Raw genomic sequence first — 22,915 nt, 5'->3', positions numbered from 1 at the left:
GGGGGACATCTTCAGCAGGGGGTGTGTAACGAAGGGACGCCGTCGCTCGACACGCGACCGCGCATGACGTCGCCCCTCTTAGAAGGCCGTACCGCGGCCGCGCCTGGACCCCGTCGCACACCTAGCCCGACCTGCATGCGCGCCATACAGATCACCCCCTTCGGCGGTTCCGAGGTCCCGGACATCGACGACATCCCGGAGCCGGAGAACGGTCCAGGACAGAAGCACCACGATGTCTCCGCCGCCGGAGTGAACTTTGCCGACACCCACCACCGCGTGTCCTGAGATCTACCTGAGCAAGCCGGGACGGCCTTCTGCAGCGCACTCCCCCGCTTCCCCAGGTCAGGACCGGTCCGCCGCCAGGGTGGCTGCGTCGACGTTGGTCGCCGCCCAGCTGGCCAGCAGCTTGAGCCCGTCTTCTGATGCTGAGCCGGGTTCGGCGGTGTAGATGGTCAGGCGGAGATCCGAGCGGTCCTCGGCGGGCAGGTCGAGGGTGCAGTAGTTGAGGTCGACGGTGCCGACCACGGGGTGGTGGAACTGTTTGGCGCCGTTGTGGTGGATGCGGACGTTGTGCGCGGCCCAGCGGGTCCGGAACTCCTCGCTGACCGTCGACAGCTCCCCGACGAGTTCACGCAGCGGCGCGTCGTGCGGACGGCGGCCGGCCTCGGCGCGGAGCAGGGCGACGGTGATGTTGGCCGCGTTCTCCCAGTCCTGGTAGTAGTCGTGCGCCCGCGGGTCGAGGAACTGGAACCGGGCGAAGTTCGCCGGGCGCCGCGGGCTGTCGAACATCGGTGAGTGCAGCGCCCACCCCAGGGTGTTGGTCGCGAGGATGTCCAGACGACCGTCGGCGACGAACGCGGCCGAACCCGTCATGGAATCCAGCATCCACTGCACCCGCGGCTGGATCGGCGCTTTGGCGCGGCGCTGTGGCGTGCGGTTCGGCTTGGACGCAGCGCGGGCCAGGTCGAACAGGTAGGTCCGCTCGGCCTCGTCTAGCTGCAGCGCCCGCGCGACGGCCTCGAGGACGTCCTCGGAGACGCCGGCGATGTGGCCCTTCTCCAGCCGGATGTACCAGTCGGTGCTCACCCCGGCCAGGACGGCGACCTCCTCGCGACGCAGCCCCGGCACGCGCCGCCGGCCTCCGCCGGGCAGCAGGCCGGCCTGCTCCGGGGTGATCCGGGCGCGCCGGCTGGCGAGGAAGTCGCGGATGTCGGAGCGGTTGTCCACGGCGTCGACGCTACGTCGCCACGCCGGCGGAGGGAGGTCGAGCTTCTACCCCCCATAAACCCGACCTCCCACACGCGTGCTCGGAGGCGTTCCGTGGAGCGCAGCGCCCAACCACTCCAGGAGGAGCCCCCCTCATGAGCATCCAGACGGACGGCTACACCTTCGTCCTGTCGGACGAGGTCACCCGCACCCCGGTCCGCTACACCAACCGCTACGGCATCGAGATCGCCGGCGACCTCTACCAGCGCAAGGGCCTCGACGAGTCGGCCACACATCCTGCGATCGTCATCGGACCCCCGCACGGTGGGGTCAAGGAGCAGGGGCCGGGCGTGTACGCCCAGGAGATGGCGCAGCGTGGCTTCGTCGCGCTGGCGTTCGACCCCTCGTACAACGGCGAGAGCAGCGGCCAGCCGCGGCACATCACGTCGCCGGAACTGTTCGCCGAGGACTTCAGCGCGGGGGTCGACTTCCTCGGCACGCTGACGCACGTCGACCGCCAGCGGATCGGCGCGCTCGGCATCTGCGGCAGCGGCGGGTTCGCCCTCAGCGCCGCGCAGGTGGACCCCCGGATCAAGGCCGTGGCCACCTCCGCCATGTACGACATCAGCCGCGTCAACCGCCACGGGTGGCAGGACAGCACGAGTGACGACGATCGGCGCACGACGCTGCAGGACCTCGCAGCACAGCGCTGGAAGGACGTCGACGCCGGCGCACCTGAGCTGACCCCGACCTTCCCGGCCGAGATCCCGGCCGAGGGCTTGGACCCGATCACCAGAGAGTTCTTCGAGTACTACGTCGCCGACCGGGGCCACCACCCGCGCTCCATCGGCGGGTTCACGATCACCGGCGCCGTGTCGCACATCAACTTCGGGAAGCTGCGGCACCTGCCCGACATCGCCCCCCGGCCGATCCTGCTCGTCACCGGCGACCAGGCCCACTCGCGCTACTTCAGTGACGACGTCCACGAACAGGCGACGGGTCCCAAGGAGCTGGTGGTCGTGCCCGGGGCGCGGCACATCGACCTCTACGACCGCACCGAGCTGATCCCCTTCGACCGGCTCGAGAAGTTCTTCGCCGACAACCTGGCGTAGCCCCCGATGCGCGTGCCCACTGATCCGTCCCTGTCCGGACACCGGCAGGCGGCCGGCCGGGCACTTGTCGTCGCCACGGCCGCTCTTCTGGCCCTGCTCGCCACGTCCGCCTGCGCCGCCGACGGGAGCCCGCCCCCCGCCGGTCACGGGACAACCGGTACCGGCGACGAAGCCGATCCGACCGCTACAGCTCGGTCCAGCACCGCAGCACCCCAGGAGGACGCCGTGCGGATCCGGCTGGGCATCGGTGGACAGGAGGCCATCGGCACGCTCGAGGACAACCCGGTCACCCGAGACCTGGTGTCCCTCCTCCCGGTCACCGTCCCCATGGGCGATCTCTTCGGCCGGGAGAAGCCGGGCCCGCTGCCGCGGGCACTGACCGGCGATGTCGAGCCGGTCTTCACCTACCGGATCGGGCAGATCGCGTACTGGCCGCCCAGCCACGACATCTTCGTGGTCTACGACGGAGACGGGCTGCGGGTGCCCGGCCCGGGCCTGGTTCCGCTCGGCACCGTCGACACCGGCCTGGGCGTCATCGCCGCCGCCGGCGACGACTTCGACATGACCATCGCCGTCCTCGACTGACAGGCGCCCTCACCGCGCGTCACCGCAACCACAGCGAGCCGCTCGGCGCGCCCATCCCCCGCCGCCGCCGAGCACCTCACCCATGGAACGAAGGAGTACGAAGACATGCACGTCCACGCCTACGCCGCCCCTGCCGCCGGGGAACCGCTGACCCCCATGACCATCGAGCGCCGGGACGTCGGCCCGAACGACGTCCTCATCGAGATCGAGTACGCCGGCATCTGCCACTCCGACATCCACACCGTCAACGGCGACTGGGGGCCCCAGCCCTTCCCCGTCGTCCCGGGCCACGAGATCGTCGGCGTCGTCACCGAGGTCGGTGCCGACGTCAGCCGTCACCGGGTCGGTGACCGCGTCGGCGTCGGCTGCATGGTGAACTCCTGCGGCGAGTGCGCCAACTGCCGCAACGGCGACGAGCAGTACTGCCTGCAGGGCATGGTCGCCACGTACGCCGGCACCGACCGCGACGGCAGCACCACCCAGGGCGGCTACTCCACCCACGTCGTCGTGGACGCCGGATACGTCCTGCGCGTGCCCGACGGCATCGACCCCGCCGCGGCCGCACCGCTGCTGTGCGCCGGCATCACCACCTACTCGCCGCTGCGCCGCTGGGGCGCCGGCCCCGGCAAGCGCGTCGCCGTCGTCGGCCTGGGCGGTCTGGGCCACATGGCCGTCAAGCTCGCGCACGCGATGGGCGCCGAGGTGACCGTGCTGTCGCAATCGCTGAAGAAGCAGGAGGACGGGCTCCGGCTCGGCGCGGACCAGTACTTCGCCACCAGCGACCCGGACACCTTCGCCGAGCTGGCCGGGCGGTTCGACCTGATCGTCAACACCGTCAGCGCCGCCATCGACGTCGACGCCTATCTGTCGCTGCTGGGCGTGGACGGCGCGCTGGTCAACGTCGGCGCCCCGGCCGAGCCGCTGAGCCTCAACGTCATGTCGCTGATCGGCGGCCGCCGTACCTACGCCGGCTCGATGATCGGCGGGATCACCGAGACCCAGGAGATGCTGGACTTCTGCGCCCAGCACGGGATCGGCGCCGAGGTCGAGGTCATCGCCGCGGACTACATCAACGAGGCCTACGAGCGCGTCCTGGCCTCCGACGTCCGCTACCGCTTCGTCATCGACGCCGCCACCCTGCGGTGACCGCGGACCAGTTGACCCGCCCGGCGGGGACGGCGGCCTCGCCCGCCCTCCCCGCCGACCCCGGTGGAGCGCCCCGGCGACTCCCTCGTCGTGTACGTGCTGGCCGTCGGCACGTTCCTCATGCTGACCACCGAGTTCGTCGTCGCCGGTCTGCTGCCGGAGATCGCCGGCGACCTGCAGGTGAGCGTGGCCCAGGCCGGACTGCTGATCACGGTGTTCGCGGTCGGGATGGTCGTCGGGGCGCCGGCGATGGCGCTCCTGACCCGGCGGATGCCGCGACGGACGACGCTGGCGCTCGCCCTCGCCGTGTTCGCGGCCGGCCACCTCGTCGTCGCGGTCGGGAGCAGCTTCCCGCTGCTCCTGGCTGCCCGGTTCGGAACGGCCTTCGCGACCGGGGCGTTCTGGTCGGTCGCGTCGGTGGCGGCCACCCGCGCCGCCGGTCCGGGCGCCGGCGCCCGCGCCCTCGGCCTGGTGGGCGCCGGAGGCATGCTCGCCAACGTCCTCGGCGTACCGCTGGGCGCCTTCGCCGGCCAGCTCTCGGGCTGGCGGGGGCTGTTCTGGGCCCTGGCCGCCCTGTCGCTGGCCGCCGTGCCGCTCATCGCCCGGCACGTCCCGCGCGAGGAGGACGACCAGCCGCCGGTGTCCGTGCGGTCGGAACTGGGGCCGATGCGGTCCGGCCGGCTGTGGCTGGTGCTGGCCGCCTGCGCGACCACCACCGGCGGCGTGCTGTCGGCCTACTCCTACATCGCCCCGCTGCTGACCGACCGAGCCGGCATCGCGCCCGGCTGGGTGCCGCTGGTTCTCATGGGCTTCGGCGTCGGTTCGCTCATCGGCACGATCTACGGGGGCCGCCTCGGCGACGCCCGCCCGCACACGACCACCATCGCCGTCGCGGCGTCGACCACCGTCGTCCTGCTGGCGACCTACCTGCTCTCCGCCAACGCCGTGCCCACGGTGCTGCTGGTGGTCCTGCTCGGGCTGGTCGGCCTGAGCGCCAACCCGGTGCTGTCGGCGCTCGCGGTCCGCTTCTCCGGCGTGGCACCCACGCTGGGCGTGGCGATGTCGGTCTCGGCGTACAACCTCGGCACCGCGGTCGGCTCCTGGATCGCCGGCCACGCCCTCGGCTCCGGGCTCGGCGCAGCCGGCCCCGCCGTAGTGGGCACGGCCTTCGCCGCGCTCACCCTCATCCCCACGATCGCCATCGCCCGTCGTTCCCGCCGACCAGTCTCAGGAGATGCACCATGACCACCTTCGCCATCGTGGGCGCCGGCCGCGGCCTCGGCGCCGCCGCCGCCCGCCGCTTCGGCCGACAGGGCTTCGACGTCGCACTGCTCTCCCGCAGCCAGGAGAACGTCGACGACCTCGCCGCGCAGCTGACCGCGGACGGCATCACCGCACGCGGCTACGCCGCCGACGTCCGCGACGCTGCCTCGCTGACAGCCGCGCTCGACCGTGCCGCCCAGAGCCTGGGGCCGGTGGAGGTGCTGCAGTACAGCCCGATCCCGCAGAAGGAGTTCCTGCGCCCGCTGCTGGAGACCGCCCCGGATGACCTGGCCGGCGCGCTCGAGTTCTCCGTCCACGGTCCCGTCGCCGCCGTCAACCAGGCCCTTCCGGGCATGCGGGCGCTGGGCCGCGGCACCGTGCTGGTCGTCAACGGCGGCAGCGCCGTCCGTCCCAACCCGCAGGTGGCCGGCACCTCGATCGCCTTCGCCGGCGAGTCCGCCTACGCGCAGATGCTGCACGAGGTGCTGGCCGTCGAGGGCGTCCACGTCGGGCAGCTGATCATCGCGGGAGCCATCACGCCTGGACACCCTCGCACCGATCCTGCCGTGCTCGCCGACACGCTCTGGGCGATGCACACCGAGCGGGACGGGTTCCGCCACTTCGCCGACGACCTCGACGCGTGAACGCACACCGCCCCGGACCGGCCAGGACCGCACTGTCCCCACGCTGATGAGCTGGCTCGCCGCGCTGCCCGCGTGCACCGTGCCGGTGGCCGTCGCACTGGTGCTCGCGGCCGAGTCCGGTCTGCTCATCGGCCTGGTGCTGCCCGGATCGTCGCTGGTGATCGGCACCGGTGTCCTCGCCGGAGCCGGCCTGGTGTCGATGCCGGTCGCGGCCCTGACTGCGGCCGCCGCGACGGTGGGAGGCGCTGCGTTGGGTCACCGCCGCGCCACGCGGCAGAGCCCCGACGCGCTGCTACCGACCGGAGGGCGGATCAGCCGGTTGCTGCCCGGCCGGGTGCGATGTCTGGTCGAGCGCTCGGCGTCCCCGTGGGCGGAGGCGGTTGCTCGGCGGCCGGTGCGGATGGCCGCGGCGGCCCAGTTCGCCACCGGCTCGCGGACCCTCGCGCCGCGCATCGCTGCCCGGGCCGGAGTGCCGCTACCGACGATGCTGCGCGGAACGTTGCCCGCTGCCCTGCTGTGGTCATGGGGGCTGGTCGCGCTGGGCGCTGCGGCGGGCGCCGCTGCCCCGCGGCTCAACGGCATGGCCGCCGCGGCCGGACTACCGGTCGTCATCGTGGCCACGTGGCTGCTCGTGCGCCGACGCGGACGTGCAGCTGCCGCCCCGCGGACCCGCCGGACACCCGCCCGCGGAGGCCTCCGCTGGTGGCTTCCCGCCCTCGCCGCCTCGACGGGGGTCGTCAGCGTGACGGCCGTCGCCGTCCTGGGCTGCTGCGTCACCGACGCATCTGCAAGCGAGAGCCCGCACCCTGGATCGCCGTCGTCAGCCACCGACGCGGCGCGCGCCACCGCGCCTCACCCCGTCGACCAGGACCGGATCCTGACCGAGGTGGAGGCGGCCGCGGAAGTCTCCAGCGGCTCGATCGCGGTGGTGGTCCTCGACGCCGACGGGCGGTCCGTCGTCACCGGGCCAGACGCGAACTCCCCGATCCACTCGGCCTCGCTGGTCAAGGTCTTCGTCGTCGCGCAGCTGCTCGCCCTTGACGCCGCAGGCTCCCTGTCGCTCACCGAGGACGACGCCGACCTGATGCAGCGCGCCATCGTCTCCTCCGACGACGACGCCATGAACGCCTTGTGGAGTCGGCACGAGGGAGCCCAGCTCGTGCTGGACATCGCGGCGACGATGCGCCTGACCGGGACCAGCCCGCCGTCCGCCGCCGGCCAGTGGGGACAGACCACCACCACGGCAGCCGACGTCGCCACCTTCCAGGCCGCGGTCGAGGACGTACTGGACCCCGAGGACGCCACGACGCTGCTCGGCTGGATGCGGTCGACCACCGCGACCGCCGCCGACGGCTTCGACCAGCGGTTCGGACTGCTGGCCCAAGGCGCAGGTGGAGCAGCGGCCAAGCAGGGCTGGATGTGCTGCATCGACGGCCGACGGCAGCTGCACTCCGCCGGCGTGCTGGGTGACGGGCGGTTTCTCGTCCTGCTGGGCGACTTCCCGGCGTCGACCTCCTGGGCTCAGCCAGCCACCGCGCTGGACACCGCGGCCACTGCCACCCGCACCGGAACAGCCGCCATCGACTGACGAGGCGCGGGCCGCAGATGGGCACAGCCGTGCCCCGGCTGCGCCAGGGAAACGCATGGCCCCTCGAGGTGCACCGCTAAGCTTGTCGTTTAACCCCTGATCTGGTGGTCGCCCGGGCTGGTGGTGTCCCGTCTGACGGTCTTGCCGACGTCATGACGGGTGGCTTGGCGCCGGTTTTTCACTCCGGGAGGGCGTCCCGGTCCCGGGCGGGAGGGTTTCGGCGCGCTGGCCGGGTGGCCGGTCTTCGCGCGCAGGTGGCGAAACCCCCGGCGCACCCGCGCCGGGGTCAGCCGCTCGGGAGGTAGCGGCTTCTCCCAGGGCCGCCGGAGATCGACGGCGAGGTGGCGGGCCAGGCGCAGCTGGGTGTGGGCGGCGATGACCAGCCAGGTCCAGCGGTCGCCGGCCTCCGGTGAGCGGATCTTCGGGGCGGTCCAGCCCAGGGTCTGCTTGAACAGGCGGAAGGTGTGCTCCAGGTCGAAGCGGCGCAGGTAGGCCTGCCAGCAGCGGGCCACCTCCTCGACCAGGTCGTCGATGTCGACATCGTCGGGGCCGGTCACCGATGACCACAGCCAGACCGGCTTGGCCTCGCGCTGTCCGGGCAGGTGCTCGACCTGCAGCCGAATCACGGTGCCTTCCACGATCGGCAGCGGGCCGTCGTGGTCGGCCCAGGGGCCGCGGTGAGCCAGCCGCGGATGCATGCGATCCCAGGAGCACACCTGCGCCGTTCCGTAGCGCGCGGTGGGTGAGCTGGCCTGCGTGGTCGGTACCGGCCAGGTGGCCTCATCGGCCAGGGCCATCACGGCGCCGTGCTTGCGGGGGCGTCCGCCGCGGGAGTCATGGCCCCGCGGCGGCGTGGCGGCCAGCATCACCCGGTCGGCGCGGATCCGCCCGACCAGGTGCACGGGCAGGTCGGCGAGCACGAACGCCAGCCGGGCCACGTCGTACCCGGAGTCCATCACCACCATGATCGCCGGGTCACCGGGGCGCCAGTGCCCGGCGCCGGTCAGCCGACCCACGACCGCGCGCAGCTGGGCGGCGGTGACCGCGGTCGCGTCATCTGCCGGGCCCAGCCGCACCGCATCCAAGATCGCCGTCCAGCTGGTGGGCCCGCTCTCCAGGGCGGCCACGACCTGATAGGGCCAGCCCGGAATCCGCTGATCGGCGTTCCGCCCGCGCCCGTAGACATGGCAGAACAGCCGGTCGGGACAGGTCGCGGCGTCCGGGCGCAGCCACGGGGAGACGTCGACGGCCAGCACGATCCGCCCACCGAACATCCGCGGCAGCGGCAACGCGGCCAGCGCGACGCGCAGCCGGTCGGCGTCGACTCGTCCGCTGTTGAGCGCGTCGTACAGCGCGCCGTGACCACGGCGATGCTCCGGAGCAAGGCACAGCCCCACCAGGGATTTCACCGGTCCCTCGGCGCACAGCAGTGCGTCGGTGAGCTCGAACAGCTCATCGCCACGCCGGCCCAGGCACTGGTACACCTCGCCGCGGAACTCCCGCAGCCGCGTCAACCCTGCCGCGGCTGAGCTCTGGTCAACCGCACCGGCTGGGTCCAGACTGTCCATCGCGGCCACCGCCGTTTCCTTCGAAGCGTCGCAACTTCAAAGGATCACGCGGTGGCCGCCCTCACGACCAGACCCTGAACCACATCCGTGTAACTCACCGGCATCAGGGGTTAAACGACAAGCTAAGACTTTCCTGGCGAACCGTGCATCCCGCAGGCCACGTCCGGCGCACGGTCAACATCTGACGAACAGGACCGGTCCGTCTCGTACTCAGCAGCCTCGCGGGCACCGCCACCCTCCCTTACGGTCGGTAGCAGAACGGGCGCGCACCGTCGCCGGCGTGAGCCGGCTCCGCGCCGAGGACGACCACCGAGGAGATCGACGTGTCCCTGCCCCAGCGCTCCGCCGCTCCCGCACTTTCCCGCCCGGCCATCTTCGGCCAGCGCCCCATGGCCGCACGTCCCATGGCGATGCGCCCGGCGACGGGACAGCCGATGACTGCCCCCCCGGTGCCGCAGCGGCCGGCCCCGCGCACGGTCGCCTTCCTCACGGTGACCGAGGTCGCCGCGATCATGCGGGTCTCGAAGATGACGGTGTACCGCCTCGTCCACGGCGGAGATCTGGCCGCCGTCCGCGTCGGCCGGTCCTTCCGGGTTCCCGAGCCGGCTGTGCGCGACTACCTGGCCGGCGCCCGCACCGACGTCGCCTGACGACCGGGCCGGCTGCCTCGACCGTGATGGACCACCTGCTGCGAGGTTTCCCCCATGCAGAGTTGCCTGGAGATCTCCCGCCGAACTGCTTGACCGGAACTGGCCCCTGACCAGAATTGAGGTCATGTCGGTTCGGTCTCTGGCGGCGGTCAAGGCGCACTTCAGTCAGGTGATCGACGAGGTCGCCGGCACGCACCAGCGCGTCACCGTCACCAAGAACGGCAGCCCGGTGGCCGTCATCCTCGCCGTCGAGGACTACGAGTCCCTGATGGAGACCTTGGAGATCCTGTCCGATCCCCGAGCCGGCACGGAGATCACGCGGGCCGAGGAGGAGATGGCCGCCGGCAAGGTCTACGACGAAGCCGACGTGCGCGCCGCCCTCGCCGCCCGCCGCCGGTGACAGGTCCGCACACCTACACCGTCGTCCTCTCGGCAGCGGCCAAGCGGGCCGTCGAGCGAGACCTGCCCGAGCCGGTGGCCGTGGCGGTCGTCGGCTTCCTGTACGGGCCGCTCGCCACGGACCCGTACCGCGTCGGCACGCCGCTGCGCCTCCAGCTCGAGGGCTACCGGTCCGCACGGCGAGGCCAGTACCGCGTGATCTACTCCGTCCACGACGACGAGGTCCTCGTCAGAGTCGTGCGTATGTCGCACCGCGCCGACGTCCACGGCTGATCCGGGTACTCCTGGACCTTCTCGGCCCTCCCTCGGGCCGGACAGTGAGGACCGACGTCGGAAGGCCACCTGCGCAGCGCCTAGCCTGCTGCTCATGCGAGCCGTGCAGATCACCCGCTTCGGCGGCCCCGAGGTCATGGACATCGTCGACCTCCCCGATCCCACCCCAGGGCCCGGTCAGCAGCTCTACGAGGTGAGCTCCGCAGGAGTCAACTTCGCCGACACCACCACCGGCGGAGTGCTCGACGGACAAGCGTCCAGGGATGTGCTCGACGGCGCCGCGGCCTGAGCAGACCCGACCTTCGCCGTAGAACTGCCGGTCGGCTGCTGTGGATGAGAGAAGCTGGACAGTGCGGTTCCGATAGCGACACGCACGCGTCAACGATGGGCGATCCCGTACAACGCGGACGGCCGGGCCCGAGTGTGTACCACCTCGCGTACCTGGCCTTCCCACGTCCCCGCCAGCTGCCGCCACTTCTCAAGGTTCCGGGCGAACACAGCGTCGAGGTCTCGATCGTCAGCCTCGAGATCGAACTGCGGTGGGTATTGGCCGAGGACACCGTTCTCGATCGCGCCGTCCTGCCGGACACCCTTCTCCACCACCAGGAGCACGGGTAGCCCGATCTGATACGCCATGGCCGCTTCCATGTGACACCACGGCGTCGTCAGCCACGTGTCCGTGAGGACGATCTCGCGGACGGCGTCGCCGAGTGCCTCGTCGGCGTCGGGGCGATCAACACCGTCACGCACGACGGTTCGCCGGAAGGCGACGCTGATGAGCCCGTTGCACTGACGCAGCAGACCACGCACCGCGTCCAACCCGTTCAACCCGAAGTCCGTGTCGCCGACCGTCCGCGGCTCCAGGCCACGCGCCCGGAGGTGCTTGCGAAGAGCCTTGAGGAAGTGCTTCTGCGACATGGTGTGGGGCTGCGCCCGGCTGAGGAAGACTGGAATGCCCATAGTTCCCTCTCTCGCCCTTGCGCGAGCAGTACCAACTCCGAGCGGTCAGCAAGCCGGACGTAGGCAGGGGCGAGTCTAGGCCAGCGTGAGGACGTCGACAGTCGTCGGCTGGCCGGCAGTCCAGCATCGAACCCGCTCGGGGCCTGGCAGCCAGGCGTTCGCTCGCGCACCAGGGACTTGCTCCAGGGACACCACTCTGGCGACGAGCAGGTCCCGGTGCTTTGGTGGACGGACCGGCCGGTCGGCGGGAGGGGCGCGATGTACCGCATCGTCATGGTGCACGCAGGTGAGGATGCGTGGGCGCGGGAGGTGGAAGGTGAAGTGCGGGCTGCGGCGCGCAGCGCCGGTCTCCCGGACAAACGCATCGTGGTCGTCGACGACGTTCCCCATGATGCCGACAGTCCCGCCGCCGTGGTCTACCTGGCGACGACCGCCGGGGGGACCGTGACAGGGGACAAACTGCGGCGGCTCGCTGAAGCGGGGTATCCGGTCGTCCCGGTGTTCCCGAGCGGCCACACCGACGTTCGCGCCCTGATGCCGCCACCCCTCGAACGGCTGAACGCGATCGATTGGGGCGATCGCAGGCGCGTCGCTCTCGTCGTCCTGCGCGCCCTCGGCCTCGGCGAAGAAGACCGGAAGCTCTTTCTAAGCTACCGCCGGACGGATGCTGGCCGACTCGCTCTCCAGCTACACACCGCCCTGGTGCAGCGGGGTTTCGACGTGTTCCTCGACCGATTCAGCGTGGACGTCGGCGTCGATTTCCAGCGGCAGATCCATGTCGACCTGGCTGACAAGGCCTTCGTCCTGTTCATCGAGAGCCTGTCCGCGCGCGACTCCCGGTGGGTCGAAGAAGAGGTGGCGTACGCGATGCGCCACCACATCAGTCACCTGGCTCTGACCTTGCCGGGCGTTTCCCGCGACCGCCGGTTCCCCACGGTGGACGACGCCTTTCGCCACGAGCTCGATGCCGCGCGACACCTGCGGCCCGGGACGGACGGTGACCCCGAGCTCACCGACACGGCGCTCGAGGCCGTGCTCGACATGGTGGAGACGCGGTACGCGGGGCTCATCAGGCGGCGACGCGAACAACTGCTCGGCTCGCTGACCGATGTCCTGACGCGCGACGGCTACGACGTCGTGCCGGCTGCGGATTGGGCCGTCGTCGCTCAGCCCACCGACGGGAACGGCCCGCCACGCATCTTCCTCACGACCGTGCGGGCGCCTACTCCCAGGGATCTCTTCCTGCTCCACGGGCTTCGTGAGCCGCTCGTCCACGAGGCCGACGTCGCGCGCATGGAGGGAGTCGTCGTCCACCCGGTGGCGGACCTGGACGCGGCCGCGCACGAGATCGTCACCTGGGTGAGTGGCGGCCGTTCGCTGTCGACCCTGCTTCTCAACGAGGCTCTCGATGGCTGACCTGGGATCGCGTCCGGTGTTGCTCTCGGCCAGCTTCCCATCCGGAAGGCGCGGGGAACGCTTCGCACCGTACGACGCGGACGCGGTGGCCGATGCCGTCACCGCTCTGGTGGCCGCCGTGTTCGCCGCGAACGGTCGCATCGTCTTCGGAGGCCACCCCACGATCACCCCGCTCGTCCTGAGGATGGCCGCCGACCACGCGGCTCAGCAGGCCGTATCGGTGTACCAGTCCGAGGAGTTCCGCGACCTCATCACCGAGCCGACCCGCGAACTGGAGCGGCTGGGGTTCGGCACCATCGTCTCCACGCCTCGAGGGCGCGACCTGTCCGAGAGCCTTGCGCTCATGCGGCACATGATGGTCGAGCGAAACACCGACATGGTGGGCGCGCTGTTCGTGGGAGGCATGGAAGGAATCGCCGACGAGTACGCCCTCGTCGGCGAGCTCCGCCCCACGCTGGCGAGGCTGCCGCTGACGGCCCCTGGCGGTGCCGCCGCCCGACTCGATCCGATTGGCGGGACTCGCCGGCCGCTGCCACCGGAGCTCGCGGATTGGCTCAGATCACCGCGGTATCCGCTGACGGCAGCTCGGATCGTCCGGTTCCTGTCGGAGACCTGACGTCATGCGGACGAGCGGTGTCCGCCGTCAGCCATCGCCGTTCCGCGCCAGCCAGTCGTCGACCCGGCGCTCGATGGAACCGGGAAGGTCCAGCGCGTCGAAGTCGTAGGTGAGCCGATGCCTGAGGACGGCGGGAAGCTCCCTGAGCCGGCGCTCGACGAGGATCAGGCATCTCCGCCCCGCCGCCAGAGCGAATCCGAGCTCGACCATGACGCTGGCGTCGCAATCGCTCCGCTCGACCTGGTCCAGAACGGCGATCACGAGGTCACTGTTCTCGAGGCACAGCGCGACGTTCGTCCAGAGCTCGCCGGTGTAGTCGTGGTCGTCGGCACGGACGACGTCCCGACCGTGCCGGGCCGCAGCGGCCCGGACGCCGTCGTGGATTGCGCGCATCACCCGGGTGTCGTCGAACCGCATCAACAACAGGGTCGTGGGCCCGGGGTGCCGGCGTCGGTACGCCCGCTGGGCAGCCTTCCGCGATGAACCTCCGACGGAGGAGACTGCGTCCGGAGAGGTTCCGGGGCTACGTTGCGACGTCTTCACGGATGCAGTGGCTTGAAGTCGCACCCGAAGCCTGTACCGACGTGGCACGACCCGACCACATAGGTGCTCTCACGACTCACTGCCGAGCAACTCCTTCACGATCTCGTCCACCCACGTCGCATCCTCACCGCGGATTCGCATGGCATCTGCGACGAACGTGAGGTCCCGGGCAGTCGTCTCTGGCTCGAACGGGTCGCGCACCACCGCGAGGGCGCACTCCAGCGCCGCGTGGGCACGGCGCTGATCACCGGCAAGCACTGCGAGGGCCAGATCGGTGGCGTGATCCCAATAGTGCGGGTCTCGATCCTTGCGCCTCAGCCGCTGAGCCAAGGCGTAGCTCACCACAGGAAACAGCTCGGTCAGGCGCGAGTCCGGAGGGGACGACAGCGACATGAGGGTGACCGCGTTGATGCCAGGATACGGGTCACGCCAGTCCGCTTCGAACCCCTTCACATAGTTGTCGATGGCCCGAGCCAGGAGGCCAGCACGCCGGGCCGGCGAGCCGGCGCGAACCCATCGGTCCTTGTAGATGCGGCCCAACAGCCCATACGTCTCACTGCTCGGCCGCTGCCGCACGAGGTCGTTCGCGAGTCTTTCGGCCTCGGCATCCTCTCCGCACCGGTTAAGAGCCCACGCGTACGCCTGCTGGATGAGTTCCACGCGGGCCACCGGTTTCGCCAGGCCGCGAACCAGCCGAACCATGTCCGGCCACGCCGACCGGGAGCGGTACGCGAGGAGCAGGTCGACGGCCGTCTTGACCTCGAGGTCCTCGGTCCGGCCCAGCGCCACCTCGACCCGGCGCACGTGCTCGACGCCTTGCCGGCCGGCCTGCTCCAGTGCCTGCCGCAGCTGCTCCTCGCGGTCCGCGTGCACCCGGAAACTGTCGATCCGTTCGTGGTCGACTTCCGCGACGGGCAGGCCGGTGACCAGTTGGTGCACGGGACTGTCGACTCGCGCCTCCCGGGCCGCCCGCAGGCGCGCGACGAGCTTGCTCCTCGTCGCCTCGACGTCTGCCGGCTTCCCGTCGGGCCTCAGGGGGTAGGGCATCGCCGAGCCGTGCGCCACGTCGAGGGGCAGTCGGTAGCCCTCTCTGAAGATGAGCACAGTGCTGTACGGGCGAAGCGCATGACGCACGCCCAGCTCGTAGTACACGTTGGCGTTTCCGGTGGACAGGTCGGCCACGGCGAACTCGCACACCACGAGCCGCTCGAACATCGCCTTCTGGAAGATTCCGCGGCTTTCCGGGTCTTCGTCCGCCCTCAGCGGCTCCATGCCTGCTTCGGTGATCGCCGGTGCGATGAGCTGGTCGTAGACCGCGCGGAAGTCGATCTGATCACCGACCTCGTCCTGCACGGCGTGGTAGGGCATCAGGACGAAGCAGAGCGGCCTGGTCACGGTCGACTCCCACGACGATCGGTGGGCACGAAGCGCGTGGGCAGGGATGTCCGACCGCGCACGCCCGCATCCGTTCTCACCGTGCCGACCCCCGATCGACCCACACGCACGCGGAGCTGTTGTGCGACACGTCGTCCGCACCGTCGGCGTCGCGGCCGGAGCGCGCACTCTCTCCGACGGGCCGGCGTCACGTGCTCAGCGCCACGACGGTCGCGCCGGCCATGACAGCGGCATGGAGGGGCAGCACGGAGATGCTGACCAGTGCACCGACTATCTGCCGCGGGCCGACCCTTTCGGCCGTCATGACGTAGCAGTCTGCGGATGCGCCCAGCGCCGTGTCGTAGAGCTCTCTGTAGGCGCGCTCCACCGCCAGGAAATAGGCATCCAGTGCCATGAACACGGCAACGACGCCGACAGCGATCCACGCCAGACTCCGGTCTGTCTCGGTTCTCGCGAACGCACTCAGACCGGCAGCGATCGTGACGGACCAGCCCTTGATGAGGAAGGAATTGCTTGCCAGCCGCCCCACGACGCCTTGGATCATTTTGAGGTACTCGACGTCAGGCATTCTCGACGAACCTATTTCGGACGGTGCGGTAGCAGATGAGGGGGCACGCGTTGCCGCCCGATCTTGGGGCTGGCTCAGCGCAGCCCCCGTTGTGTCCTGTATGTGGCCCGTGCCGCGCGATGGGCAGCTCGCCAGTTGCCGAGCTGGTAGCCCACGTAGCCACCCAGTGCTCCACCTACCACTAGGGCCGTGACTACGGTCTCTGTCACCCCGCGCTCCGCTCCAGAGGATGGCACCTCTCGTTGGTTCGACTCTGAGGTACTCCCGCCCTATCACCTGTTGCCACGCGGGTGCGGTGTCCCTGGCCGATCCACCGACCGCGCGTCAACACTCAGCGTCAGTGGCCGACCATCTCCCGCGGATCCTCGCGGGCACTGTCGGTCGGCCCAAGACGTCGCCCAGCTACCGGACAGACAAGGCACTTCGGCCGGACGCGGCATGCGATGGTTCACGGCCATCTCAGACGTTCGCAGCAGGTCCGCAGGGGCAACCCCTAGCCTCACCGTCATGCGCGCTGTCCAGATCACCCGCTTCGGCGGTCCCGAGGTCCTCGACGTCGTCGACCTGCCCGACCTCAGGCCCAGCGAAGGGCAGAAGCTTTACGAGGTGAGTGCCGCAGGAGTCAACTTTGCCGACACCCACCACCGGCTGTCGTCCAACTGACATGTACTTCCAGTCGGCCAACTGACATGGAGCCCAGCCCCTGGTCATGAAGCCGGAAGTCGAGCACGTGACTGGACCCCACGGACCCCTCGACTCCACTGCTCGGATGGACGGCCGCGTGCGCTCACCCGAGCCGCGACCTGGAGAGCCGCCTACCGCTGGCTCGGCGTGTATCCAGCTCGCCCATGGACGCCCCATGGACTCCGCGCCGCCTCGGACCGCGGCTGGGTGGCCGGCCGGTCGGCCGGCGCTCAGACGTCGAGTCACAGCCTCAAGGGCCCCGGGTGCGGCTGGCCTGCGCGGTGAGTGGCGGCGAACGCGCGGAAGCCGTCGACTACGAAGGCAGGCACCCGGCGACTGCCCGGCGACGGCGACTCCCGGGTCAGTTGCTGATGCCGGGGGCGGCGCCGACGTAGGTGCGGTCGTCGACCTGAGCGGCGGTGAAGGCGGCGATGTCGGCGCGCGTGACGCCGAAGCCGAGCTTGTCCGTGCCGTAGAAGCCCTGCCGGACGCTGCCCTTGGCCGGTCCGTCCTTCGGCGCGAGGAAGCGGACGATCGTCCAGTCCAGCCCCGACTCCATGACCGCCTTGCTCATGCCGACGATCTCGTCGTAGGCACGGCGCAGGAAGGTCCTGGCCATGAAGGTGGGCAGCCGGGTCTGCCAGGTGCCCTTCTCCCGAGGGTCGAGGAGCTCGGGGTGCCGTTGCCGACGTACCGGCGGACGCCGTGGCGCTGCATGGACTCGACGATGTGCCGCGTGCCCTTGACCAGGGGCACGCCGGTGGCCTTGCGGTCCATGCTCGGGCCGAGTGCGCTCACCACGGCATCGGCGCCGGCGACCGCGCGGTCGATGGCGGCGGCGTCGGTGATCTCGCCGACCACCACGGTCACGTCGTGCCCCCAGCCGGCCGGGACCTTGGCGGGGTTGCGGACGTAGGCAGTGACGGCGTGCCCGCGGGTGCACAGCTGTTCGACGACCTGCTGGCCGATGGCGCCGGTGGCGCCGAAGACGGTGACGTTCATCTGGTGGTCGCTCCTCGTCGAGTGCCCTGCGATGTCGTCATCACAAGTGGGGAGCACTCTCCGATGGGATCGCAACGTACCGCATCTGGGGACTGTTCCCCGTATGATGCGCGGATGACCGACGCTGCACGCCATGGCCTTCGCGCCGATGCCGCCCGCAACCGCGACGCCATCATCGCCGCGGCTCGACCGGTGTTCGCCGAGCACGGGCTGAGCGCGCCGTTGGACGAGATCGCCCGCCGGGCTGGGGTCGGCAACGCGACGCTGTACCGACACTTCCCCACCCGCGAGGAGCTGGTGCAGGCGGCGCTACTGGGGCCGATGGCCGAGTACCTGGCCGCGGCCGAGGAGGCGGTGGCCGACCCCGATCCGTGGGCCGGCTTCCGGGACTACCTGCTGCGCCTGTGCCAGCTCCAGGCTCGCGACCGCGGTCTCGCAGACCTGCTGGTCACGACCATCAAGACGCCGTCCGGCGAGCTCGAGCAGCTGCGCGGCACCGCCTTCGAGCTCACCCGGCAGCTGATCGAGCGCGCCCAGGCGGCCGGAGAGCTGCGCGCGGACTTCCGCCACCAGGACTTGCCACTGCTGCTGATGGCCAACGCCGGCCTGGTGCAGCGCACGCAGGGGAAAGCGCCGGACAGCTGGCGGCGGGTCGCCGCCTTCCTGCTCGACGGCCTGCAGGCCCGCGCTGCCACACCCGCGCCACCGGCACCCAGCGAGCGTGCGGTGCTGCGGGTCATGGCCGTCGGTCGCCACTCCGACGGTCGAATCCAGGGCTGACCGGAATAGACCCCCCACTTCGCGTGCTACCGTCCACAGAAATCGGGGAGGTCTCCCCGCTTTGCCATCGAGAGGACCTGCCATGCGCGCCTTCGTCGTACCGACCGCCGACTCCCAGCCCACCGTCACCGAGGTCCCCGACCCCACCGCCGGCCCGGGCGAGCTCCTGGTCCGGGTCGCCGCGACCTCCGTCAACGGCTTCGACCTGTCCGTGGCCTCGGGCCGCCTGCAGGGGATGATGGAGCACCGCTTCCCCGTCGTCCTCGGCAAGGACTTCGCGGGCACCGTCGAGGCGGTCGGCGAGGGCGTCACCCGCTTCGCTCCCGGCGACGCCGTGCTGGGGGTCGTGACCAAGGCCCACCTGGGCGACGGCGGCTTCGGCGAGCTGCTGGTCGTCCACGAGGGCGACTTCGTCACCGCGGTCCCCGAGGGCCTCGACCTGGCGACCGCGGGCGCTCTGGGGCTGGTCGGCACCGCCGCGCTGGACACGGTGGCTGCCGCCGGCATCCAGTCGGGTCAGACCGTCCTGGTCAGCGGCGCCACCGGCGGGGTGGGCGCGCTGGCCGTCCAGTACGCCGCCGCCGCGGGCGCCACCGTCATCGCCACCGCCAAGCCGGGCGAGGAGGCCGACTTCGTCACCGATCTCGGCGCGCACCAGGTCGTGGACTACACCGGCGACGTCGTGGCCCAGGTCCGGGCGATCGCCCCGGACGGCGTCGATGCCATCGTGCACCTCGCCGGCGACGGCGCCGCGCTGGCCGAGCTGCTCAAGCCCGGCGGGAAGATCGGCTCGACGCTGGGCTACGGCGCCGACCAGAACCCCGCCGCGACCTTCGTCATGGCCAACCCCTCCGCCGACACCCTCGCCCGGCTCGCCGCCGACGCCGCCGCCGGCCGCATCCGCGTGCCGATCACCGTCACCTTCTCCCTGGACGAGGCGCCCCAGGCGTTCGACGCCTTCCTCTCCGGCACCCGCGGCAAGGTCGGGCTCCAGGTCCGCTGAGCCGTCCCCCGGCCCGGCGACACCGCCGGGCCCGGCGGCATCCCTTCCCTACACGCGTTTCGAGGAGTTCTCCCGCATGTCCATCGTCGTCCCCGCCACCTCCGGCCACCTGGGCCGCCTGATCGTCACCGACCTGCTGGAGCGCGGCGTCCCGGCCGGGGACATCGTCGCTGGCGCCCGCAAGCCCGAGGTGATCACCGACCTCGCCGACGCCGGGGTCCGCACCGTCCGGATCGACTACGACGACCCCGCGAGCGTCGAGTCCGCGATCAGCCCCGGCGACACCTTCGTGCTCATCTCCGGCGCCTTCACACCTGACCGCACCCGGCAGCACGCCGACGCGATCACTGCTGCGAAGCGCGCCGGGACCGGCCACCTTCTGTACGTGGGTGCGCTGCGGGCGGCGGAGAGCGCGAGCCCGCTGGCCAACAGCCACGCCCCCACCGAGGTCGCCGTCCGCGACAGCGGCCTGCCCTTCACCTTCCTGCGCAACGGCTGGTACACCGAGAACTACGCCCGCGAGGTCCCGGCGCTGCGCGAGAGCGGTGTCCTGATCGCCAGCGTGGGCGACGCCCGGGTCGCCTCCGCCACCCGGCGCGACCTCGCCCAGGCCGTCGGCGCGGTCCTGACGACCGACGGGCACGTCGGCAAGACCTACGAGCTGTCCGGGGACGAGGCGTGGACCTACGCCGACCTCGCCGCCGCGTTCAGCGAGGTGCTCGGACGCGACGTCGTCTACAAGCCGGTCAGCTCCGAGGAGCACCTGGAGCTCCTGAAGGACGCCGGGGTGCCGGAGCAGTCCGCGACCATGATCGTCGCCGTGGACGCCGGCATCGGTGAGGGCGCGTTCGCCTACCAGAACGGCGACCTCGCCCGGCTCCTCGGCCGGCCCACCACCCCGCTGGTCGACGGGCTGCGCCCGCACGTCTGACCCCTCCACGCACCGGCTCGGACGACGACGCCCGGGCCGGTGCCCCGCTGTCCCCTGCTCTGCCCTTCGCCGTCCCGCGCCCACCAGGAGCACCAGCCATGACCTTCGAGCTCGGCGTCTACTCGTTCGGCAACACCCCGCCGGCCGCCGACGGCGGCCCCGGCAACACCGCTCAGGCCATCCGCGACGTGCTCGAAGCCGTGCACGTCGCCGAGGAGGTGGGGCTGGACTTCTTCGGCTTCGGGGAGCACCACACGCCCTCGATGCCGATGCCCTCCCCCACGTCGCTGGTCAATGCCGCAGCCGCCTCCACCCAGCGGATCGGGCTGGGGACGGCGGTCACGGTGCTGTCCACCGACGACCCGCTGCGGGTGTTCGAGCAGCTGGCCACCGCGGCCGCGATCGCGCCCGGGCGGGTCGAGGCCGTGGCCGGCCGCGGGTCCTCCGACATCACGTTCGGGCTGTTCGACCTCGACGTGCGCAACTACGACATGCTCTACAGCTCCAAGCTGGACCTGTTGCGCACGGTGAACGCCTCCGACCGGGTCACCTGGAGCGGTCCGCACCGCCGCCGCCCCCTGACCGACGCGATGATCGTTCCCCGGCCGGAGCAGCCGCTGAAGATCTGGCTGGGCACCGGCGGCAGCCCCGAGTCCGTCGGACGGGCCGCCGAGCTGGGCCTGCCGATGTTCCTCGGCATCCTCGGCGGCACCGTCGACCACTGGGCGCAGTACGGCCACGCCTACCGCGACGCCTGGGCCCAGATGGAACACCCGACCGAGGCCGCCGACATCGCCGTCGCCGTGCACGGGTTCGTCGCCGCCGACGACCGGGCGGCGAAGGCGACCTACCTGGACTACGAGCTCCGCATGTTCGCCACCGGCGCTGCGGAGGCGGGCCGCCCTGGCTTCCCCGTGACCGGACGGGGCAGCAACTACGAGGCCGGCGGCATGGTGTTCGCTGGCGGCCCGGACGAGATCGCCGACCGCATCCTGCACCTGCACTCACTGCTCGGGCACAGCCGCCAGATCCTCCAGATGGACGTCGGCGGCATGCCCCACGCCACCTACCTGCAGGCCATCGAGCTGCTCGGCACCGAGGTACTCCCCCAGATCCGCAAGGAACTCGGCACCCCCTGACCCACGCCGAACGCACCGCCACCGCCACCGCCACCGCGCTCATCGAAGGAAGCACCGTGTTCATCGCCCTCGTCGTCCTGACCGTCCTGCTGGCGGTCCTCGCCCTCAACTCCGCGGCCATGAAGCTCCGCCGCAACGAACAGGTCCTCGCCTCAATCTCCGGGACTGTCGGCGTCCCGGAACGGCAGCTGCCCGTCCTCGCCGGCCTGGAGATCGCCGGCGCCGCCGGCATCCTGATCGGCCTGTGGCTGGAACCGCTCGGCATCGCCGCCGCGATCGGCCTCGTCGCCTACTTCGTCGGCGCCCTCATCGGCCACCTCCGCGTCCGTGACGTCAAGGGCGCCGCGGCGCCCGTCGTGCCGCTGCTCCTGTCGATCGCCGTCCTGGTCCTCCGGTTCCTTACCGTCTGAGGCCTGCCGTCGGCCCGGGTTGGGAAGCCCTAGCCTCACCCGCATGCGTGCTGTGCAGATCACCCGATTCGGCGGCCCCGAGGTCATGGACATCGTCGACCTTCCCGACCCCACCCCAGGTCCCGGTCAGCAGCTCTACGAGGTGAGCTCCGCAGGAGTCAACTTCGCTGATACTCACCAGATCGAGAACTCCTACCTGGCCCAGCAGCAACTGCCGCTGGTCCCGGGCGCGGAGTTCGTCGGCACCCCGGTCGGCGGCGGCCAGCGGGTGGTCGGTCTGCTCGACGGTGGTGGCTACGCCGAGAAGGCCGTGGCCCACGACTTCCTGACGTGGCCGGTGCCCGATGGCGTCAGCGACGAGCAGGCCCTGTCCCTGGTGCTCCAGGGCGCGACGGCCTGGCATCTGCTGCGCACCAGCGCGCACCTGGCCGAGGGCGAGTCCGTCGTCGTCATCGCCGGTGCGGGCGGGGTCGGCTCGCTCGCCGTCCAGCTGGCCCGGCGCTGGGGCGCAGGCCGGGTGATCGCGACCGCCTCCAGCGCGGAGAAGCGAGCCCTCACCGAGGAGCTAGGCGCGCACGCCACCGTCGACCCCGCGCTCGCCGACGACGACCCGAAGCAGTTCACCGCCGCCTTGCGCGAGGCCAACGGCGGCAAGCCGGTCGACATCGTGCTGGAGATGACCGGCGGCAACGTCTTCGCCGGGTCGCTGTCGGCACTGGCGCCCTTCGGCCGGCTGGTCACCTACGGCATGGCAGCCCGGCAGGAGACGAAGCCCGTTCCGCCCGGCGCCCTCATGCAGAAGAGCCGCGCGGTCATCGGCTTCTGGCTGGCCCACTGCATGGCCCGCCCGCACATGCTCGACGCCGCGATGACCGACCTGCTCGCGATGGTGGCCGACGGCTCGCTGACGCCGATCGTCGGCGGGCGCTACCCGCTGTCGAACGTCCGCGACGCGCACCAGGACCTGCTGGCCCGCCGCACCACCGGCAAGCTCGTCCTCGACCCGAGCCGCTGAGGACCGTCCGCGCCGGACG

Annotated in this window: 28 protein-coding genes; 20 read left to right on the top strand and 8 right to left on the bottom strand. The window is 71.2% G+C overall.

All coding sequences use genetic code 11. The annotated features are described in order from the left end of the window. Nucleotides 1-135 precede the first annotated feature (135 nt). Nucleotides 136-285, top strand: coding sequence for a Zn-dependent oxidoreductase (locus tag FHU33_RS09410; protein ID WP_142025127.1), 150 nt, complete (start codon nucleotides 136-138; stop codon nucleotides 283-285). A gap of 57 nt (nucleotides 286-342) precedes the next feature. On the opposite strand, the gene FHU33_RS09405 is transcribed toward FHU33_RS09410, so the two are convergent. Continuing rightward, complete coding sequence (locus FHU33_RS09405; protein ID WP_142025126.1) at nucleotides 343-1,227, bottom strand: helix-turn-helix transcriptional regulator; 885 nt, start codon at nucleotides 1,225-1,227, stop codon at nucleotides 343-345. A 134-nt stretch (nucleotides 1,228-1,361) separates the two neighbouring features. On the opposite strand from FHU33_RS09405, the gene FHU33_RS09400 reads away from it, so the two are divergent. From FHU33_RS09400 to FHU33_RS09375, 6 genes are all read left to right on the top strand, one after another. Next, nucleotides 1,362-2,318, top strand: coding sequence for an alpha/beta hydrolase (locus FHU33_RS09400; RefSeq protein WP_142025125.1), 957 nt, complete (start codon nucleotides 1,362-1,364; stop codon nucleotides 2,316-2,318). Nucleotides 2,319-2,543: 225 nt separating this feature from the next. Then, nucleotides 2,544-2,903: a cyclophilin-like fold protein gene (locus FHU33_RS09395; RefSeq protein ID WP_142025124.1), complete on the top strand. Its 360-nt coding sequence runs from the start codon at nucleotides 2,544-2,546 to the stop codon at nucleotides 2,901-2,903. A 105-nt stretch (nucleotides 2,904-3,008) separates the two neighbouring features. Beyond that, complete coding sequence (locus tag FHU33_RS09390; RefSeq protein ID WP_142025123.1) at nucleotides 3,009-4,049, top strand: NAD(P)-dependent alcohol dehydrogenase; 1,041 nt, start codon at nucleotides 3,009-3,011, stop codon at nucleotides 4,047-4,049. A 63-nt stretch (nucleotides 4,050-4,112) separates the two neighbouring features. Then, nucleotides 4,113-5,294 (top strand): MFS transporter, encoded by a 1,182-nt coding sequence (locus FHU33_RS09385; protein ID WP_246063443.1) that lies wholly within the window; start codon nucleotides 4,113-4,115, stop codon nucleotides 5,292-5,294. Further along, nucleotides 5,291-5,956 (top strand): SDR family NAD(P)-dependent oxidoreductase, encoded by a 666-nt coding sequence (locus tag FHU33_RS09380; protein WP_142025122.1) that lies wholly within the window; start codon nucleotides 5,291-5,293, stop codon nucleotides 5,954-5,956. Before FHU33_RS09385 ends, FHU33_RS09380 begins: the two co-directional genes overlap by 4 nt. Before the next feature lie 46 nt (nucleotides 5,957-6,002). Further along, on the top strand, nucleotides 6,003-7,544 hold the full coding sequence (locus FHU33_RS09375; RefSeq protein WP_142025121.1) for a serine hydrolase: 1,542 nt from the start codon (nucleotides 6,003-6,005) through the stop codon (nucleotides 7,542-7,544). 89 nt (nucleotides 7,545-7,633) lie between these two features. Here FHU33_RS09375 and FHU33_RS09370 read toward each other — a convergent pair whose 3' ends face one another. Beyond that, on the bottom strand, nucleotides 7,634-9,121 hold the full coding sequence (locus FHU33_RS09370; RefSeq protein ID WP_142024800.1) for an NF041680 family putative transposase: 1,488 nt from the start codon (nucleotides 9,119-9,121) through the stop codon (nucleotides 7,634-7,636). A gap of 314 nt (nucleotides 9,122-9,435) precedes the next feature. Between FHU33_RS09370 and FHU33_RS25750 the strand changes: the two genes are divergently transcribed. From FHU33_RS25750 to FHU33_RS09350, 4 genes are all read left to right on the top strand, one after another. Further along, entirely contained in the window at nucleotides 9,436-9,762 is a 327-nt protein-coding gene (locus tag FHU33_RS25750) for a helix-turn-helix domain-containing protein (protein ID WP_246063441.1), read from the top strand. Nucleotides 9,763-9,886: 124 nt separating this feature from the next. Further along, nucleotides 9,887-10,162: a type II toxin-antitoxin system Phd/YefM family antitoxin gene (locus FHU33_RS09360; RefSeq protein ID WP_142025120.1), complete on the top strand. Its 276-nt coding sequence runs from the start codon at nucleotides 9,887-9,889 to the stop codon at nucleotides 10,160-10,162. Continuing rightward, the gene (locus FHU33_RS09355) at nucleotides 10,159-10,434 is read left to right on the top strand and encodes a type II toxin-antitoxin system RelE family toxin (RefSeq protein ID WP_142025119.1); all 276 of its coding nucleotides are present in this window, start codon (nucleotides 10,159-10,161) and stop codon (nucleotides 10,432-10,434) included. Before FHU33_RS09360 ends, FHU33_RS09355 begins: the two co-directional genes overlap by 4 nt. A gap of 94 nt (nucleotides 10,435-10,528) precedes the next feature. After that, a complete protein-coding gene (locus FHU33_RS09350; RefSeq protein ID WP_142025118.1) occupies nucleotides 10,529-10,723 on the top strand; it encodes a hypothetical protein in 195 nt (64 codons plus the stop codon). Nucleotides 10,724-10,812: 89 nt separating this feature from the next. On the opposite strand, the gene FHU33_RS09345 is transcribed toward FHU33_RS09350, so the two are convergent. Next, nucleotides 10,813-11,352 carry a hypothetical protein gene (locus FHU33_RS09345; RefSeq protein ID WP_142025117.1) on the bottom strand — a complete coding sequence of 180 codons (540 nt, stop codon included), beginning with the start codon at nucleotides 11,350-11,352 and terminating at the stop codon, nucleotides 10,813-10,815. Between the two features lie 300 nt (nucleotides 11,353-11,652). Here FHU33_RS09345 and FHU33_RS09340 point away from each other — a divergent pair, with 300 nt between their 5' ends. Next, nucleotides 11,653-12,810, top strand: coding sequence for a toll/interleukin-1 receptor domain-containing protein (locus FHU33_RS09340; protein ID WP_142025116.1), 1,158 nt, complete (start codon nucleotides 11,653-11,655; stop codon nucleotides 12,808-12,810). An 85-nt stretch (nucleotides 12,811-12,895) separates the two neighbouring features. Next, nucleotides 12,896-13,426: a Thoeris type III anti-phage system protein ThcA gene (locus FHU33_RS09335; protein WP_142025115.1), complete on the top strand. Its 531-nt coding sequence runs from the start codon at nucleotides 12,896-12,898 to the stop codon at nucleotides 13,424-13,426. Nucleotides 13,427-13,453: 27 nt separating this feature from the next. Here the strand turns inward: FHU33_RS09335 and FHU33_RS09330 are convergent, their stop codons facing one another. From FHU33_RS09330 to FHU33_RS09320, 3 genes are all read right to left on the bottom strand, one after another. Then, nucleotides 13,454-13,843: a nucleoside 2-deoxyribosyltransferase gene (locus FHU33_RS09330; RefSeq protein WP_142025114.1), complete on the bottom strand. Its 390-nt coding sequence runs from the start codon at nucleotides 13,841-13,843 to the stop codon at nucleotides 13,454-13,456. 195 nt (nucleotides 13,844-14,038) lie between these two features. Next, nucleotides 14,039-15,364: a TRAFs-binding domain-containing protein gene (locus tag FHU33_RS09325; protein WP_142025113.1), complete on the bottom strand. Its 1,326-nt coding sequence runs from the start codon at nucleotides 15,362-15,364 to the stop codon at nucleotides 14,039-14,041. A 187-nt stretch (nucleotides 15,365-15,551) separates the two neighbouring features. After that, nucleotides 15,552-15,932, bottom strand: coding sequence for a hypothetical protein (locus FHU33_RS09320; protein WP_142025112.1), 381 nt, complete (start codon nucleotides 15,930-15,932; stop codon nucleotides 15,552-15,554). Nucleotides 15,933-16,439: 507 nt separating this feature from the next. Between FHU33_RS09320 and FHU33_RS09315 the strand changes: the two genes are divergently transcribed. Further along, nucleotides 16,440-16,595, top strand: a complete 156-nt coding sequence (locus FHU33_RS09315) for a Zn-dependent oxidoreductase (protein ID WP_142025111.1) — start codon at nucleotides 16,440-16,442, stop codon at nucleotides 16,593-16,595. 382 nt (nucleotides 16,596-16,977) lie between these two features. Here FHU33_RS09315 and FHU33_RS26160 read toward each other — a convergent pair whose 3' ends face one another. Both FHU33_RS26160 and FHU33_RS09310 read right to left on the bottom strand, forming a co-directional pair. Continuing rightward, nucleotides 16,978-17,190, bottom strand: a complete 213-nt coding sequence (locus FHU33_RS26160; RefSeq protein WP_281281631.1) for an NAD(P)H-binding protein — start codon at nucleotides 17,188-17,190, stop codon at nucleotides 16,978-16,980. Next, nucleotides 17,187-17,618, bottom strand: coding sequence for an NAD(P)-dependent oxidoreductase (locus tag FHU33_RS09310; protein ID WP_211355054.1), 432 nt, complete (start codon nucleotides 17,616-17,618; stop codon nucleotides 17,187-17,189). The genes FHU33_RS26160 and FHU33_RS09310 overlap by 4 nt, the downstream gene beginning before the upstream one ends. 114 nt (nucleotides 17,619-17,732) lie before the next feature. Here FHU33_RS09310 and FHU33_RS09305 point away from each other — a divergent pair, with 114 nt between their 5' ends. The 6 genes from FHU33_RS09305 (at nucleotide 17,733) to FHU33_RS09280 (ending at nucleotide 22,896) form a co-directional block, all read left to right on the top strand. Beyond that, nucleotides 17,733-18,398, top strand: a complete 666-nt coding sequence (locus tag FHU33_RS09305) for a TetR/AcrR family transcriptional regulator (protein ID WP_142025110.1) — start codon at nucleotides 17,733-17,735, stop codon at nucleotides 18,396-18,398. Between the two features lie 82 nt (nucleotides 18,399-18,480). Then, nucleotides 18,481-19,401, top strand: a complete 921-nt coding sequence (locus FHU33_RS09300; RefSeq protein WP_142025109.1) for an NADP-dependent oxidoreductase — start codon at nucleotides 18,481-18,483, stop codon at nucleotides 19,399-19,401. A gap of 76 nt (nucleotides 19,402-19,477) precedes the next feature. Beyond that, entirely contained in the window at nucleotides 19,478-20,332 is an 855-nt protein-coding gene (locus FHU33_RS09295) for an SDR family oxidoreductase (protein WP_142025108.1), read from the top strand. A gap of 98 nt (nucleotides 20,333-20,430) precedes the next feature. After that, nucleotides 20,431-21,471: an LLM class flavin-dependent oxidoreductase gene (locus FHU33_RS09290; protein WP_142025107.1), complete on the top strand. Its 1,041-nt coding sequence runs from the start codon at nucleotides 20,431-20,433 to the stop codon at nucleotides 21,469-21,471. Nucleotides 21,472-21,527: 56 nt separating this feature from the next. Then, on the top strand, nucleotides 21,528-21,881 hold the full coding sequence (locus FHU33_RS09285) for a DoxX family protein (protein ID WP_142025106.1): 354 nt from the start codon (nucleotides 21,528-21,530) through the stop codon (nucleotides 21,879-21,881). Nucleotides 21,882-21,924: 43 nt separating this feature from the next. Then, nucleotides 21,925-22,896, top strand: a complete 972-nt coding sequence (locus tag FHU33_RS09280; protein ID WP_142025105.1) for a quinone oxidoreductase family protein — start codon at nucleotides 21,925-21,927, stop codon at nucleotides 22,894-22,896. Nucleotides 22,897-22,915 lie beyond the last annotated feature (19 nt).

The sequence above is a fragment of the Blastococcus colisei genome, assembly GCF_006717095.1.
GTDB classification, from domain to species: Bacteria; Actinomycetota; Actinomycetes; order Mycobacteriales; family Geodermatophilaceae; genus Blastococcus_B; species Blastococcus_B colisei.
This window is presented reverse-complemented; position numbering and strand designations above follow the sequence as displayed.